The sequence below is a fragment of the Microbacterium sp. LWO12-1.2 genome, assembly GCF_040675875.1.
GTDB lineage: Bacteria > Actinomycetota > Actinomycetes > Actinomycetales > Microbacteriaceae > Microbacterium.
The window spans coordinates 2,281,666-2,295,002 of sequence record NZ_JBEGII010000001.1 but is presented as its reverse complement, the minus strand read 5'-3'; the positions used below and the strand labels follow the sequence as shown (position 1 = coordinate 2,295,002).

14 protein-coding genes are annotated in these 13,337 nt (G+C 69.4%); 9 read left to right on the top strand and 5 right to left on the bottom strand.

Annotated elements, in window-relative coordinates:
- The first annotated feature begins 57 nt into the window (after window positions 1–57).
- On the top strand, window positions 58–1,113 hold the full coding sequence (locus MRBLWO12_RS11085) for a PQQ-dependent sugar dehydrogenase (RefSeq protein ID WP_414685475.1): 1,056 nt from the start codon (window positions 58–60) through the stop codon (window positions 1,111–1,113).
- 14 nt (window positions 1,114–1,127) lie between these two features.
- Here the strand turns inward: MRBLWO12_RS11085 and MRBLWO12_RS11080 are convergent, their stop codons facing one another.
- From MRBLWO12_RS11080 to MRBLWO12_RS11070, 3 genes are all read right to left on the bottom strand, one after another.
- Complete coding sequence (locus MRBLWO12_RS11080; protein ID WP_363555407.1) at window positions 1,128–1,934, bottom strand: tyrosine-protein phosphatase; 807 nt, start codon at window positions 1,932–1,934, stop codon at window positions 1,128–1,130.
- Between the two features lie 104 nt (window positions 1,935–2,038).
- The gene (locus tag MRBLWO12_RS11075; protein WP_363555405.1) at window positions 2,039–2,692 is read right to left on the bottom strand and encodes a DsbA family protein; all 654 of its coding nucleotides are present in this window, start codon (window positions 2,690–2,692) and stop codon (window positions 2,039–2,041) included.
- Window positions 2,693–2,765: 73 nt separating this feature from the next.
- Complete coding sequence (locus MRBLWO12_RS11070) at window positions 2,766–3,191, bottom strand: hypothetical protein (RefSeq protein WP_363555403.1); 426 nt, start codon at window positions 3,189–3,191, stop codon at window positions 2,766–2,768.
- An 81-nt stretch (window positions 3,192–3,272) separates the two neighbouring features.
- Here MRBLWO12_RS11070 and MRBLWO12_RS11065 point away from each other — a divergent pair, with 81 nt between their 5' ends.
- From MRBLWO12_RS11065 to MRBLWO12_RS11055, 3 genes are read left to right on the top strand one after another with little or no spacing between them, the layout of a single operon-like run.
- The gene (locus tag MRBLWO12_RS11065; protein WP_363555401.1) at window positions 3,273–3,623 is read left to right on the top strand and encodes a PLD nuclease N-terminal domain-containing protein; all 351 of its coding nucleotides are present in this window, start codon (window positions 3,273–3,275) and stop codon (window positions 3,621–3,623) included.
- Window positions 3,620–5,287, top strand: a complete 1,668-nt coding sequence (gene menD, locus MRBLWO12_RS11060; RefSeq protein ID WP_363555399.1) for a 2-succinyl-5-enolpyruvyl-6-hydroxy-3-cyclohexene-1-carboxylic-acid synthase — start codon at window positions 3,620–3,622, stop codon at window positions 5,285–5,287. Before MRBLWO12_RS11065 ends, menD begins: the two co-directional genes overlap by 4 nt.
- A 44-nt stretch (window positions 5,288–5,331) precedes the next feature.
- Window positions 5,332–6,177: a PPK2 family polyphosphate kinase gene (locus tag MRBLWO12_RS11055; RefSeq protein ID WP_363555397.1), complete on the top strand. Its 846-nt coding sequence runs from the start codon at window positions 5,332–5,334 to the stop codon at window positions 6,175–6,177.
- Between the two features lie 16 nt (window positions 6,178–6,193).
- Here MRBLWO12_RS11055 and MRBLWO12_RS11050 read toward each other — a convergent pair whose 3' ends face one another.
- Entirely contained in the window at window positions 6,194–7,441 is a 1,248-nt protein-coding gene (locus tag MRBLWO12_RS11050; protein WP_363555395.1) for an isochorismate synthase, read from the bottom strand.
- Window positions 7,442–7,512: 71 nt separating this feature from the next.
- Between MRBLWO12_RS11050 and MRBLWO12_RS11045 the strand changes: the two genes are divergently transcribed.
- From MRBLWO12_RS11045 to MRBLWO12_RS11025, 5 genes are all read left to right on the top strand, one after another.
- The gene (locus MRBLWO12_RS11045) at window positions 7,513–8,070 is read left to right on the top strand and encodes a hypothetical protein (protein ID WP_363555393.1); all 558 of its coding nucleotides are present in this window, start codon (window positions 7,513–7,515) and stop codon (window positions 8,068–8,070) included.
- Window positions 8,071–8,087: 17 nt separating this feature from the next.
- Window positions 8,088–8,807, top strand: a complete 720-nt coding sequence (locus MRBLWO12_RS11040; RefSeq protein WP_363555391.1) for a class I SAM-dependent methyltransferase — start codon at window positions 8,088–8,090, stop codon at window positions 8,805–8,807.
- A gap of 45 nt (window positions 8,808–8,852) precedes the next feature.
- Entirely contained in the window at window positions 8,853–9,914 is a 1,062-nt protein-coding gene (locus MRBLWO12_RS11035; RefSeq protein WP_363555389.1) for a polyprenyl synthetase family protein, read from the top strand.
- A gap of 60 nt (window positions 9,915–9,974) precedes the next feature.
- Window positions 9,975–11,348, top strand: coding sequence for an FAD-dependent oxidoreductase (locus MRBLWO12_RS11030; RefSeq protein ID WP_363555387.1), 1,374 nt, complete (start codon window positions 9,975–9,977; stop codon window positions 11,346–11,348).
- 61 nt (window positions 11,349–11,409) lie between these two features.
- The gene (locus tag MRBLWO12_RS11025; RefSeq protein ID WP_363555385.1) at window positions 11,410–12,417 is read left to right on the top strand and encodes an alpha/beta hydrolase; all 1,008 of its coding nucleotides are present in this window, start codon (window positions 11,410–11,412) and stop codon (window positions 12,415–12,417) included.
- Between the two features lie 7 nt (window positions 12,418–12,424).
- Here MRBLWO12_RS11025 and MRBLWO12_RS11020 read toward each other — a convergent pair whose 3' ends face one another.
- Window positions 12,425–13,057 carry a GntR family transcriptional regulator gene (locus tag MRBLWO12_RS11020; protein ID WP_363555383.1) on the bottom strand — a complete coding sequence of 211 codons (633 nt, stop codon included), beginning with the start codon at window positions 13,055–13,057 and terminating at the stop codon, window positions 12,425–12,427.
- Between the last annotated feature and the right edge of the window lie 280 nt (window positions 13,058–13,337).

Genomic DNA, 13,337 nt, shown 5'->3' with positions numbered 1-13,337 from the left:
GCACATCCGCCCTTCCCCGAAAGCGTCGTTCGGTGTGGGATGGAGGAGGGAGGATTCATGGCGATGAGGCGGGGCGGGATGCTCGCGGCGATGACCGTCGCGATGCTGGCGCTCGCCGCATGCACGCCGCAGCCGGGATCCGCCCCTGCCGGAAACGATCCAGAGCCGTCATCCGAGGTCGTCGCCGAGGGGCTGGAGGCGCCGTGGTCGATCGTGTTCCACGACGGTATCCCGCTCGTGAGCGAACGCGACAGTGGCCGCGTGCTCGAGCTCGGCGACGACGGCGCAGTCCGCGAGGTCGCCGTCATCGATGGTGTGGCCGGCGGGGGCGAGGGCGGGCTCCTCGGGCTCGCGGTGCACGGCGGCGACCTCTATACGTACTTCACGGCCGCCGACGGGAACCGCATCGAGAGCCGTGAGATCCTCGGCGATCCAGGAGCGCTCGCGCTCGGCCCACCCACGACCGTGTTCGACGGCATCCCCTCGGCCGGCACTCACAACGGCGGCCGCATCGCCTTCGGACCGGACGGCATGCTGTACGTCACGGCGGGCGATGCGGGGGACCGCGACAGCGCACAGGATCGCGATGCCCTGTCGGGAAAGATCCTGCGGCTCACGCCCGACGGTGACGTGCCGGACGACAACCCGTTCGACGGCTCGCCCGTGTACAGCTACGGTCACCGGAACCCGCAGGGCATCGCCTGGGATGCGGCGGGGACGATGTACGCGAGCGAGTTCGGGCAGGACACGTGGGACGAGCTGAACGTGATCGAGGCGGGGGGCAACTATGGGTGGCCCGCCGTCGAGGGCATCGCCGGTGACGAGGACTACATCGACCCCGTCCAGCAGTGGGCGCCGTCGGACGCCAGCCCGAGCGGCATCGCGGTGCTGGGCGACCGGATCGTGATCGCGAACCTGCGCGGTGAGCGGCTGCGGGTCGTGCCGCTCGACGACCTGGCGACGTCATCCGAGTGGTTCCGCGGAGAGGTCGGCCGTCTGCGCGACGCGGTCGTCGCCCCTGATGGCTCGCTCTGGATCGTCACGAACAACACCGACGGTCGGGGCGATCCGGCAGATGGCGACGACCGGATCCTGCGACTCGACGTCGGCTGATCTCGGCCTGTGGGCTATGCGCCGCGCAGCACCCGCCGCAGCGCGGTGATCTCGTCGTCGGTCAGGCCGCCGCTGCGCAGGTACCCGGCCGCATCGCCGTGCTCGCTCTCGATCCAGTCGAGCGCGGCTTCGATGGCCGAGGCCGGCGATTCGGTGGCGAGCGTCTTCAGGCGCGGGGTGAGCGGTATGCCGATCGCGGTGATGAGGCCCGTCAGCGCCTCGGCGAAACCGCGTGCGAGGTTCGTTCCGGTCCGGGTGTAGTCCTCGACGATGGCTGCGCGCGGCACACCGGCGACCTGCAGCAGAAGTGCAGCCGCGAGACCGGTGCGGTCCTTGCCGGCGGTGCAGTGGAACAGCACTCCGGGCCGATCAGTGCCGGATGCGGTGATCACGGCGCGGGCGACGGTCGCGAACTGCGTGGCACTGCCCCCGAGGATCGCGGTGTACAGATCCTCCAGTGTCGGCACCCGGTCGAGCACCTCGGCGAGCTGCGTGTCGGAGAGCGGGGTGCCGTCGGTGGCCGGCAGCAGCTTCTGCACCATTTCGTCCATGGCTCCGCCCTGCACCGACAGCGGGATCAGCGTGATGCTGCCATCGGCCGGCAGTCGATCGGCCGACCGGGAGCGCTCGCCCTCCGTGCGCAGATCGATGACCGTCCCGATTCCGAGATCGACCAGTCCCTGCAGCCCCTCGTCGGTGAGAGCGCCCAGCGCATCCGAGCGGAAGAGGATGCCGGAGGCCAGAGTCCCGCCGTCCGAGGTCGGCAAGCCCGACAGCTCACGCGAGTTGTGCGTCACGGCCAGAACAGAGGTCAGATCCATCGTCATCGGGTCCTTTCCACGGTGTGCCCTCAGCGTATCGGGGGCAGCAGGATGCGACGTGAACCCTGTCGGTGCCGGAGCGGGCACCGACAGGGAGGCCGGCGTCAGCCGTTCACTGCCTTCTCGATCGCCTGCTCGAGGTCGTCCCACTCCTGCAGCACCACGGCTTGGCCGTCGATGAAGAACGAGGGCGTGCTGCTCACCCCCAGCTTCTCGCCGTCGGCCTTGTCCGACTCCACGCGCTGCAACGTGGCGGGGTCGGCGATCGCGGCGTCGTACGCCTCCATGTCGAGCCCGAGGTCCTCGGCGAAGGCGCGGAACACCGCCGGGGTCTCCTCGGATCCCTCACCCCACTGCGCCTGGGTCTCGAACAGGCGGTGGTACATGTCCTCGAACCGGTCCTGTCGAGCGGCGGCTTCGGCGGCGAGTGCGGCCTGGGTCGAGTTGATGTGCCCGGGGAGCGGGAAGTAGCGCACCACGTAGGTGATGTCTCCCGCATAGGTCGCGCGGAGCTCCTCCACGATCGGGTAGAACGCGCCGCATGCCTCGCACTCGAAGTCGAGGAACTCGACGACCGTGACGGCATCCGCGCCACCCTGGTCGAGCACGTGCGAGTCGGAGCGGACGGTCTGCAGCTTCTCTCCGGCCTGCGGCTCCGGTGTGGCGGCGCGCTGCGTGATGGCGAAGACGATGCCGACGATCAACAGGACGACGGCGACGGCGATGGCGATCAGGGTCGCCTTGACAGAGGTTTTCATAGGGGTCTCCAGGTACAGGTGCAACGACAGGGGAAGGGGGCCGCGCGCAGCGGCTCGTTCGACGCGCTGTCGTTCAGGTGCGGGAGATGGAGAGCTGGATGAGGCTGAGAGCGGAGGGGACCCGGTGCGGGCCCGCACGCGCCGGCTGTGCCGTCCGGGGTGATCTTCGGGCCGGAACGCCACGGGTGCCTGCGAGCAGGCGGCGCAGCAGGAGCACGAGCGCGACGCCGCAGAGCACGGCGATCACGCAGAGCGCAGCATCCGACGACAGCACATCGACCGCGGCGACCTCGTCATGGTGCTCGGCGGATGCGGTGGCAGCGGGAGCTGACACTCCGGGAGCGAGGCAGAGAGCCGCATGCACATCGGCATCGCCGCGCGAAGTCGACCAGGCGCCCACGACGAGCAGGAGCGCGAGACCGAGGGCCGTGACGATCTTCGCCAGCAGCATCTGCTCGGTCCGCACTCGCAGCGGCGGAGACGACATCGAGGGCGGCATTTCCCGCGCAGTCTAGCAACGGCGCTTCGGTGCGGATCGGGAGGCGGACCCGGCTCCTGCCGACCGGCTTACACTGGAAGGGTGGCGAGACTACTGATCGTCGGCGGCTTCCTCGCCGCCGTGTTCTGGGTGTTCAGCATCGTCGACTGCGCTGTGCAGCCGGCGACGCGGCATCGTGGCGTGCGAAAGCCCGTGTGGTTGGCCATCGTGATCCTCATTCCGGTCATCGGCGGGATCCTCTGGTTCGTGATCGGACGCCGCCGCGCCAACGACCAGGGCGTCGCACGGGTGCTCGCTCCCGACGACGATCCCGCGTTCCTGCGCAGCATCAGCAAGACCGAGCAGGATGCGCGCATCCGCCGCCTCGAAGAGGAGCTCGCACGCCTGGACGACGAGACCGACGAAGGTCCGGCGCCGGAACCTCGCGCGTGACCTCGTCGCCCGCCTCCGACGCGGCGGCTTCGCTGATCGCCGAACTGATCGCGCATGGTGTGCGCGACCTCGTGCTCTCGCCGGGTTCGCGTTCTCAGGCGCTCGCGCTCGCCGCGGTCCGTCGGGCCGATGAGGGTCTGCTGCGCGTGCACGTGCGCATCGACGAGCGCGTCGCCGGATTCACCGCGCTGGGCATAGCGCGCGAGACCGGACTCCCGGCCGCCGTGGTCTGCACCTCGGGCACCGCAGCGGCGAATCTCCTGCCCGCGGCCATGGAAGCCTTCCACTCCGGCGTGCCGCTGCTGCTGCTGACGGCTGACCGCCCGCCGGAGCTGCGCGGCGTCGGGGCGAACCAGGCCACCACGCAGCCGGGGATGTTCTCCTCGTGGGCGCGCGAAGAGATCGATGCCCCGGTGCCGATGGTCGGCGACGAATGGTCGGGGCTGGCAGCTCGCGTCGTCTCTCGCGCGCTCGGCGCCGACGCCGCACATGGTCATGCCGGGGTGGCCGGCCCTGTGCACCTCAACCTGCCGTCGCGCGAGCCGCTGTCGGGCGGCGCCTCTCCGCGCGAGGTGATCCCTGGCGCGGCACCTGCGATCGTGACCGGTGAGCCGTTCGTGCTGGAACGAGGACCTCGCACGGTCGTCATCGCCGGTGCGGATGCCGGAGCGACGGCCGAGGAGATCGCCCACGCCGGAGCCTGGCCCCTGATCGCCGAGATCGTCAGCGGAGCGCGGTTCGGACGCCAGATCGTGCACGGCTACCGAGGGCTTCTCCGCGTCGATGAGCTGGGCGGCCGCATCCAGCGTGCCGTCGTGCTCGGGCATCCCACGCTGAGCCGGGAGGTCACGGCACTGCTCTCCCGCGCGGACATCGATGTCGTGGCGGTGCGGCGAGGCGGCGAGGAACTCGACCTGAACCACCGCACGACCGCGGTGGGATCCGTGGCCGTCGCCGATGGTGCCCCCGACCGGGAGTGGCTCGGCGCGTGGCTCGAAGCGTCGGCGGCGGCGGCCGTCGATCTCAGTGAGGCGGCGCCCGACCAGGACGGACTCTCGTCAACGCACTTCGCCGCTCGACGCGAGGCCGTGCGCGCCGAGCTCGATGCGGTGCGCCGGCCGCTCGATCGGGAACTGCTCGTCGATTCCGTGTGGCGTGCCACGTGGCCGCACGACCGCCTGATGTTCGGGTCATCGCGGCTCGTGCGCGTGGCAGACGCCGTCCTCGGCGGCAAGAAGGTGCCGGTGCACGCCAACCGCGGTCTCGCAGGCATCGACGGCACGATCGCCACCGCCACGGGCATCGCGCTCGCGAGTCAGGCGGGCGGTGCTCCCGGCGTCACCCGCGTGCTGCTGGGCGACCTCACCTTCCTGCACGACGTCGGATCCCTCCTCCTTCCGCCGGACGAGACCGAGCCGCGGCTGCAGGTCATCGTCGGCAACGACGGGGGCGGCACGATCTTCGACTCGCTCGAGGTCGCGGGCTCCGCACTGCCGGCGGATCTCGATCGCGCCTTCTACACGCCGCACACGGTGCGACTGGAGCACCTGGCCCTCGCCTACGGCTGGGAGTACCAGCGAGTCACCACCCGCACGGCGCTCGACCAGGTGCTCACGACACCCGCCGGCGGTCGTCAGCTCATCGAGGTCCCGCTGCCGCGCTGACGTCCGCAGGTGCGGAACCGGCCGAGAGTGGGCAGGATGAGCACATGATGAACGCGCACCGCTGGGCAGACACCCTCCGTGTCGACGACGGGTTCCGTCTCGCCGACGTCGACCCCGCGAGCACTCCCGGCTACGAGCACGGCAAGGCGAACGGCAAACTCGACCTCGAGGAGGGGCTCGTGTCGCTGAACACCCTGCAGGAACGGCTGTTCGCCGAGAGCCGCGCCGGTGTCGCGCAGGACGCCGTGCTGCTGGTGCTGCAGGCGATGGACTCGGCGGGCAAGGGCGGCATCGTGCGGCACGTCGTCGGGGGTGTTGATCCGCAGGGCGTGGCGCTCGCGGCGTTCAAGGCCCCGACGCCCGAGGAGCGGGAGCACGATTTCCTGTGGCGCATCGAGAAACGCCTCCCCGAGCCGGGGTTCATCGGCGTGTTCGATCGCTCGCACTACGAGGACGTGCTGATCGGCAAGGTCCGCGCACTCGCCGACGCGTCCGAGATCGAGCGCCGCTACGAGGCCATCAACGCGTTCGAGGCGCAGGTCGCGGCATCCGGCGTGCGCATCATCAAGGTCATGCTGCACATCTCGCCCGACGAGCAGAAGGCACGTCTGCGCGAGCGTCTCGAGCGGCCGGACAAGCACTGGAAGTACAACCCCGGCGATGTCGACGAGCGTCTGCTGTGGCCGCACTACATGGACGCGTATCAGACCGTCTTCGACCGTACCTCGACCCAGGCGGCGCCGTGGCACGTGATCCCGGCGAACAGCAAGTGGTACGCGCGGCTGGCCGTGCAGGAGCTCCTGCTCGCGGCGTTGGAGGACATCGATCCGCAGTGGCCGGTCGCGGAGTTCGACGTCGAGGCCGAGAAGAAGCGTCTCGACGCGAGCTGACCGTCGGTCTCGCGGCTCAGGCCAGCGCGTCGACCAGCGGGCGGAACTTCACACGCGTCTCGAGCAGCTCCGACTCCGGGTCGGAACCGGCGACGATCCCTGCGCCGGCGTAGGCGGTGACGCGGATGTCGTCGTCTCCGGCCTCGAACTGCGCACACCGCAGAGCGATCGCCCACTCGCCGTTGCCCGCCGCGTCGACCCAGCCGACCGGCCCGGCGTAGCGGCCGCGGTCGAAGGGCTCGAGCTCGCGGATCACACCGATCGCGATGGTGGTCGGGGTTCCGGCGACCGCGGCGGTCGGATGCAGGGCGCCGATCAGGTCGAGGGCCGACTCGCCCTCTGCGAGTTCTCCCTCGACATCGGTCGCGAGGTGGAACAGGTTCGGCAGCTTGAGCAGGAACGGCTGTTCGCTCGCGGCGAGGGCCCGCGTGTGCGGTCGGAGCGAGGCGAGCACGCTCTGCACGGCGTACTGGTGCTCGTCGAGATCCTTGGTGCTGGAGGCCAGCGCTGCCGACGCGGCCGTATCGGCATCGGCATCCGCTCCGCGCCCGACCGTGCCGGCGAGCACGCGCGCCGTGACGGTGCGGTTCTGCACCGTGACCAGAGTCTCGGGGCTCGCGCCGATGAGTCCGTCGACCGCGAAAGCCCAGGTGTCGGGGTAGCCGGTCGAGAGAGCGCGCACCAGGCGCCGCAGGTCGGAACCGGCCGGGATCGTGCCGGTGAGGTCGCGCGCGAGCACGACCTTGCTCAGCTCGCCCTGGGCGATGCGCCCCAGCGCCTGTCGCACCGAGTCCTGGTAACCCTGCGGGCTCTGCGCGCCCGGACCGACCGTGCCGGCCCAGTGCGGTCCGTACGGCTGTTCGTCCGTGGCGGCCGGAACGTCTGCCTCAGCGAGTCGGATCGTCGTGCGCCAGAACGTGTGGCCGTGTCGCCCGATGACCTGCGAGGGGATCACGAGCACGCTGTCGGAGGCGGACTTCTCGTCGAAGGCCAGCGCACCGAAGGCGACCAGGCCGGTGCCTGGCAGGCCGACCGGGTCGTCGATCCGCGCTCCGGATGCCAGGTAGCGCCACGCCGTCGCGAGGGCGGAACTGCGCAGCCCGGTGGAGCCGGCAGATGCGCGGAGCTCTCGCAGCGGCTCGCCCACCGCGACGATGCCGTCACCGCGACGCAGCCAGGCCAGCGGCCGTGCGGGGTCTGCCGCGGCCAGAAGATCCTCGACCGGATCGATCTCTCGGGTCTCCACGACCAGCGTGCTGCTCACTGCTCCAGCCTAAGACTCGGCGCTGTGGGCGGGACGCCATCGCGCACAGCGCGTCGCCTTAGGGTGGGCGCATGAGTGACGCACGTCCCGCAGCAGGTGCCGAGATGATCTTCCAGTGGCGCAAGTGGGACGGCTCGCCGCACTGGCGGCACGAGTGCGTGTACCTCGGCGCCGACGAGTGGGGCGACTGGCTCGGGCAGCCGGTGGGATGGCGCAGCGCCCGTCCCGGTGCCGCCTTTATCGCGGCCGGGCCCAACGTCACTCTCGTCGCGCCCGAGGGCGACTTCGCTCTCACCGTCAACCGGAACCATCCTCACGGCATGCGCATCTACATCGACCTCGGGTGGGAGGTGCGGTGGTCGGATGACCCGCTGCTCGCGACCGGCATCGACATGGACCTCGATGTCGTGCGCGTCGAGGGGGAGCGCGGAACCTGGGTCGACGACCGCGACGAGTGGGCGGAGCACAGCATCCGCTACGGCTATCCCACTGAGGTGATGTCGCGCCTGGAAGCTCTCGCGCTCGACCTGGAGGACCGGGTCCGCCGACAGGTCGCTCCTTTCGACGACGCGACGGCCGACATCTGGCTCGATCGACTCGAGGCCCTGCGGCTCGCCCCCAGGTCGTGACATCTACACTGGGTCAGGTGACCTCGAACGAGCCCAATCGCGCCGATCTCGGCAAGGACCCCGCCCGCGTCAGCGGCATGTTCGACCAGGTCGCGGCCGGATACGACCGCACCAACACGGCGATGACCTTCGGCAACGATGCGCTGTGGCGTGCCGCGACCACTCGCGCCGTCGCCCCGAAGCCGGGGGAGCGGATCCTCGATCTGGGGGCCGGCACCGCCTCGTCGTCCGCATCGCTCGCCCGCAGCGGCGCCCAGGTCGTCGCGGCCGACTTCTCGCCGGGCATGCTGGCCGAGGGTCAGCGACGCCACGGGGCGATGCGCAACCTCTCGTTCGTCGAGGCAGACGCCACGAACCTGCCGTTCGGGGATGCCGAGTTCGACGCCGTCACGATGTCGTACGCACTGCGCAACGTCAGCGATCCCCAGAAGGCGCTGCGCGAGCTGTTCCGCGTCACCAAGCCTGGTGGACGCCTCGTGATCAACGAGTTCTCGACCCCGCCGGGCACGCTGTTCCGCGGCGCCTACCGGTTCTACAACGACAAGGTCCTCCCGCGGGTCGCGCGCGTCGCCGGCACGAACGGTGACGCCTACGACTATCTGAACGAGTCGATCCGTGACTGGCCCGACCAGAAGAAGCTGTCGGCATGGATCCGCGATGCGGGCTGGACCGATGTCGCTTACCGCAACCTCACCTTCGGCATCGTCGCCCTGCACCGCGCCCGTAAGCCGGAGTAGTCGCGTGGACGTATCACCTCTGCGCGACGACGGTAGGCTGGGGTCGTGACTTCGAGCCGCGTTGCCCCGGGTTCGCGACTGGCGAGCCGTCTCGGTTTCAGCGACCGTGTCTTCATCGGTCCTGCCGCACGGCGAATCGCCCAGTCCATCGAAGACGGACTGGAGCTCGTCGAGACAGGACTGGCGGAAGACGTCCGCGTCGCCGATCCGCTCGCCGACGCTGCCAGCCGCTATCTCTACGAGGCCGGGGGCAAGCGCATCCGACCGGTGCTCACGCTTCTCGCCGCGCAGCTCGGCGACGGCAACACCGAGGCCGTGATCGATGTCGCCAAGGCGCTGGAGATCACGCATCTCGGCTCGCTGTACCACGATGATGTGATGGACGGTGCGGACCGCCGTCGTGGCGTTCCCGCCGCGCATGCGGTGTGGGGCAACAACATCGCCATCCTCACGGGAGACATCCTGTTCTCTCGCGCGAGCCAGCTCATGTCGCGTCTCGGCGAGCGGGCGATCCGCCTGCAGGCCGACACCTTCGAACGCCTGGTGCTCGGCCAGATGCACGAGACCCTCGGGGCGCAGCCGGATGACGACCCGATCGAGTTCTACATCCAGGTGCTGGCCGACAAGACCGGTTCGCTGATCGCCGCTGCCACTCAGGGTGGCGTGATCTTCTCGAACGCACCCGCGGAATACGAAGAGCCGCTGCGCGTCTACGGCGAGAAGATCGGGGTCGCGTTCCAGCTCCTCGACGACGTGATCGACCTGTCGGCCAAGCCCGAGGACACGGGCAAGGTGCCGGGAACCGACCTGCGTGCCGGTGTGCCGACCATGCCCTACCTGCTGCTGAAGGCCGAGCCGGATGCCGCATCGGTCGAGCTCGCCGCACGCATCGACGACGGCGTCGCTCGCATCGCCGAGGGCGCCGATCCCGCGATCCTGGACGGGCCGCTCACCGAACTGCGCGACCACGCGGGCACGCAGAAGACGCTCGCGCTCGCGCACACCTGGACACAGGATGCGATCGACGCGCTCGCTCCGCTCCCGCGCGGCACCGTGCGCGACGCGCTCACCCGTTTCGCAGAGACCCTCGTCGAACGCTCCAGCTGACCGCTGCGCGGCCTCCTCGGCTGCGCGCACCGGATGCGACGGCATACGAAAGGACCCCCTATGACCAAGCTCAGACTGGCCATCGTCGGAGCAGGGCCCGCCGGCATCTACGCCGCCGACATCCTGCTGAAGGCCGAGCGCAAGTTCGACGTCTCCATCGACCTCTTCGAGCAGCTCCCCGCGCCGTACGGGCTGGTCCGCTACGGCGTCGCCCCCGACCACCCGCGCATCAAGGGCATCATCACGGCCCTCCGCGATGTGCTCGACCGGGGAGACATCCGTCTGTTCGGCAATGTGCGTTTCGGTGAGGACATCACCCTCGAAGACCTCAAGCGCCACTACAACGCGGTGATCTTCGCAACAGGCGCGATCCGCGACACCTCTCTCGACATCCCCGGAATCGACGCGGTCGCCTCCTACGGGGCTGCCGACTACGTGAGCTGGTTCGACGGCCACCCCGACGTCCCGCGCGAGTGGCCGCTGGATGCCGCCTCCGTCGCCGTCCTGGGCAACGGCAACGTCGCGCTCGACGTCGCCCGCATGCTCGCGAAGCATGCAGAGGACCTGCTCGTCACCGAGGTCCCGGCCAACGTCTACGAGGGTCTCCAGGCCAGCGAGGTGACCGACGTCCACGTGTTCGGCCGCCGCGGTCCGGCACAGGTGAAGTTCACCCCGCTCGAGCTGCGCGAGCTCGGCGAGCTGCGCGATGTCGACATGGTCGTCTACGACGAGGACTTCGATTACGACGAGGCATCGAAGGATGCCGTCGCCAGCAACAAGCAGGTCATGGTCATCGACCGTGTGCTGCAGTCGTGGCGCAAGCGCGACTCGGTCAACAATGCCGGCGGCACGGCCTCACGCCGCTTGCACCTGCACTTCTGGGCGCGCCCCGTCGAGGTCCGCAAGGATGACGCCGGTCGGGTCGCGGCACTCGTGTACGAGCGCACTCAGCCCGACGGTCAGGGCGGAGCCGTCGGCACCGGCGAGATGCGCGAGGTGCCGATCCAGGCGCTGTACCGCGCGATCGGGTACTTCGGTTCGCCGCTGCCCGACGTGCCGTTCGACAAGAAGCACGGTGTCATCCCGAACCGCGAGGGTCAGGTGCTCGCGAAGGACTCGAATCAGCAGGTCCCCGGCATCTACGCCACCGGATGGATCAAGCGCGGCCCGGTCGGACTCATCGGACACACCAAGTCCGACGCGATGGAGACCGTGCGCCACATCATCAACGACCAGGGCTCCTGGTGGCATCCGGAGGATCCCTCCGAAGAGGCGATCCCCGCGCTCCTGCAGGAGCGCGACGTCAAGTGGACCGACCTCGACGGCTGGCACCGACTCGACGAGCACGAGATCGCTCTCGGTGCGCCGGCGGAGCGCGCGCGCGTCAAGGTCGTGCCGCGCGACGAGATGGTCCGCGTCTCCCGCGGAGAGTGAAGAACCGTTCCGATCGGGCATGCTGCCCTCTCGGTGGGCGTGCCTCGGCTAGCCTGGCGGCATGGTCGATTGGACTCCGGATGTGCTCGGCGACGAGTTCGAGCAGCTGACGCTCGACCTCGGAGAAGACGATCAGGGCCCGGTGGTCGCGACGCTCGTGCGGGCGCTGCCGACGCCGAAGAGCTGGTGGGAGCGTGTCACGGGTGTCCCGCGTCCGCTCGAGAACGTCGATGTGCTGTACGTGCACGGGTGGTCGGACTACTTCTTCCAGAAGCGGTTGGCGCGCTTCTGGACGTCGCGCGGTGCGCGGTTCTTCGCCCTCGATCTGCGCAAGTACGGACGCAGCCTGCGTGAGGGGCAGACTCCGGGGTACATCACCGACCTCCGCACCTACGACGAGGACATCGCCGCGGCGCTCGACGGCATGGGGCGGGGCGAGGAGGGCGAGGCATCGACGCGGAAGCTCGTGCTCTTCGGCCATTCGACCGGGGGATTGACGCTGAGCCTGTGGGCGTCGCGGCATCCGGATGCGGCGGACGCCGTGATCCTGAACAGCCCGTGGCTCGAGTTCCAGTTCGCATCGGTGCGCTCGGCGATCGCGCCGATGGTCGAGCTCACGGCGCGGCTGCGTCCGCTGGAGGTCGCGCCCCAGGTGGACCTCGGCTTCTACACTCGGGCCCAGCAGGAGGTCGTCGATCCGGATGATCCGATGGAGGTCAACCTGGCGTGGCGTCCTGTGCAGAGCATGGCGGTGTACGCCGGATGGCTCAGTGCGATCCTCTCCGGGCACAACACGGTCGCCGCAGGACTTTCGATCTCCGCGCCGGTGTGCGTGCTGCTCTCCGCGCGCTCGGCGACACCCACCCGCTGGTCCGACGATCTCACGCGGACGGACTCGGTGCTCGTGGTCGACGACATCGCACGGGCGTCACTCAAGCTCGGGTCGACCGTGACCGTGCAACGTATCGACGGCGCGCTCCACGACGTCTTCCTTTCGCGGCACGAGGCGCGTGAAGACGCCTATCGGCGGCTCGGTGCCTGGACGACGGGATGGCGAGCGACCTGGTGAGCGTCGCTCACACGTAGTACATCGCTCGGGAGAGGCCCTCGGCCTCGTCGGCATCGCCGCGCAGGATGGCCGCGCGGAAGCTCGCATACGTCGTGTGCATGCGTTCGTGATCGGCGCGGGGTACCCGCCAGTCGCGCAGGTTGCGGAACACGGCGACCTCGGCATCGTGCATCAGGGATACGTGTTGCGTGTTGCCGCTGTGGTCGCTCAGATACGAGAACACCGCCCATCTGCTCTCGGTGGTGCCTTCGTCGGCCTCCAGCGCGATGTGCATGTCGTCGACGAGCTTCGCGAGGTGCGTTCGCTGCGTCGCCGTGATCCGAGGAACACCCATCCGGGCTGAGATCCCGGCCTGATAGCCCGCGAACACGCGGGTCTGGTCGATGATCTCCCCTGTCACCGTCGTGACCTCGGTGTATCTGCTGGGGTACATCATGACGAGGCCGAGCCGCTCGAGGCGCTGCAGTGCCTCGCGCACCGGTGTGCGCGACACATGGAACTCCTCGGCGACATCGACGTCGCGGATCCGATGCTGCGGCGGCAGCACACCGTCGATGATCTGCTGCCCGATGTGGTGGAAGACCTCGTCAGCCAACAGCTGCTTGCTCTCGCCGATGTTCTTGGATTCCGTGACGCTCATGGAACTGCCCCCAGTTTGTCCTTCTGTTCCCGAGCACCCCATGATTCTTCGCCCGGGACGGCAACTACATCATGAAGTCGTGTGCAGTGCCAATACCCGAACGGTGAGACGCCCGGGGGTGCGTGACCGCTCTGTGGCCGGTGGGCGCGTGAGGCACCCGCCGGCCACGGACGACGCGAAGGCATGCGACTGCCGAGTACCCGTTCCCCACAGGGTCGTTCTCGTGATCCCGAGACCGCGAAATCGATGTGTGGCAGCGGAGCATGCGGCGCCCGCGTCG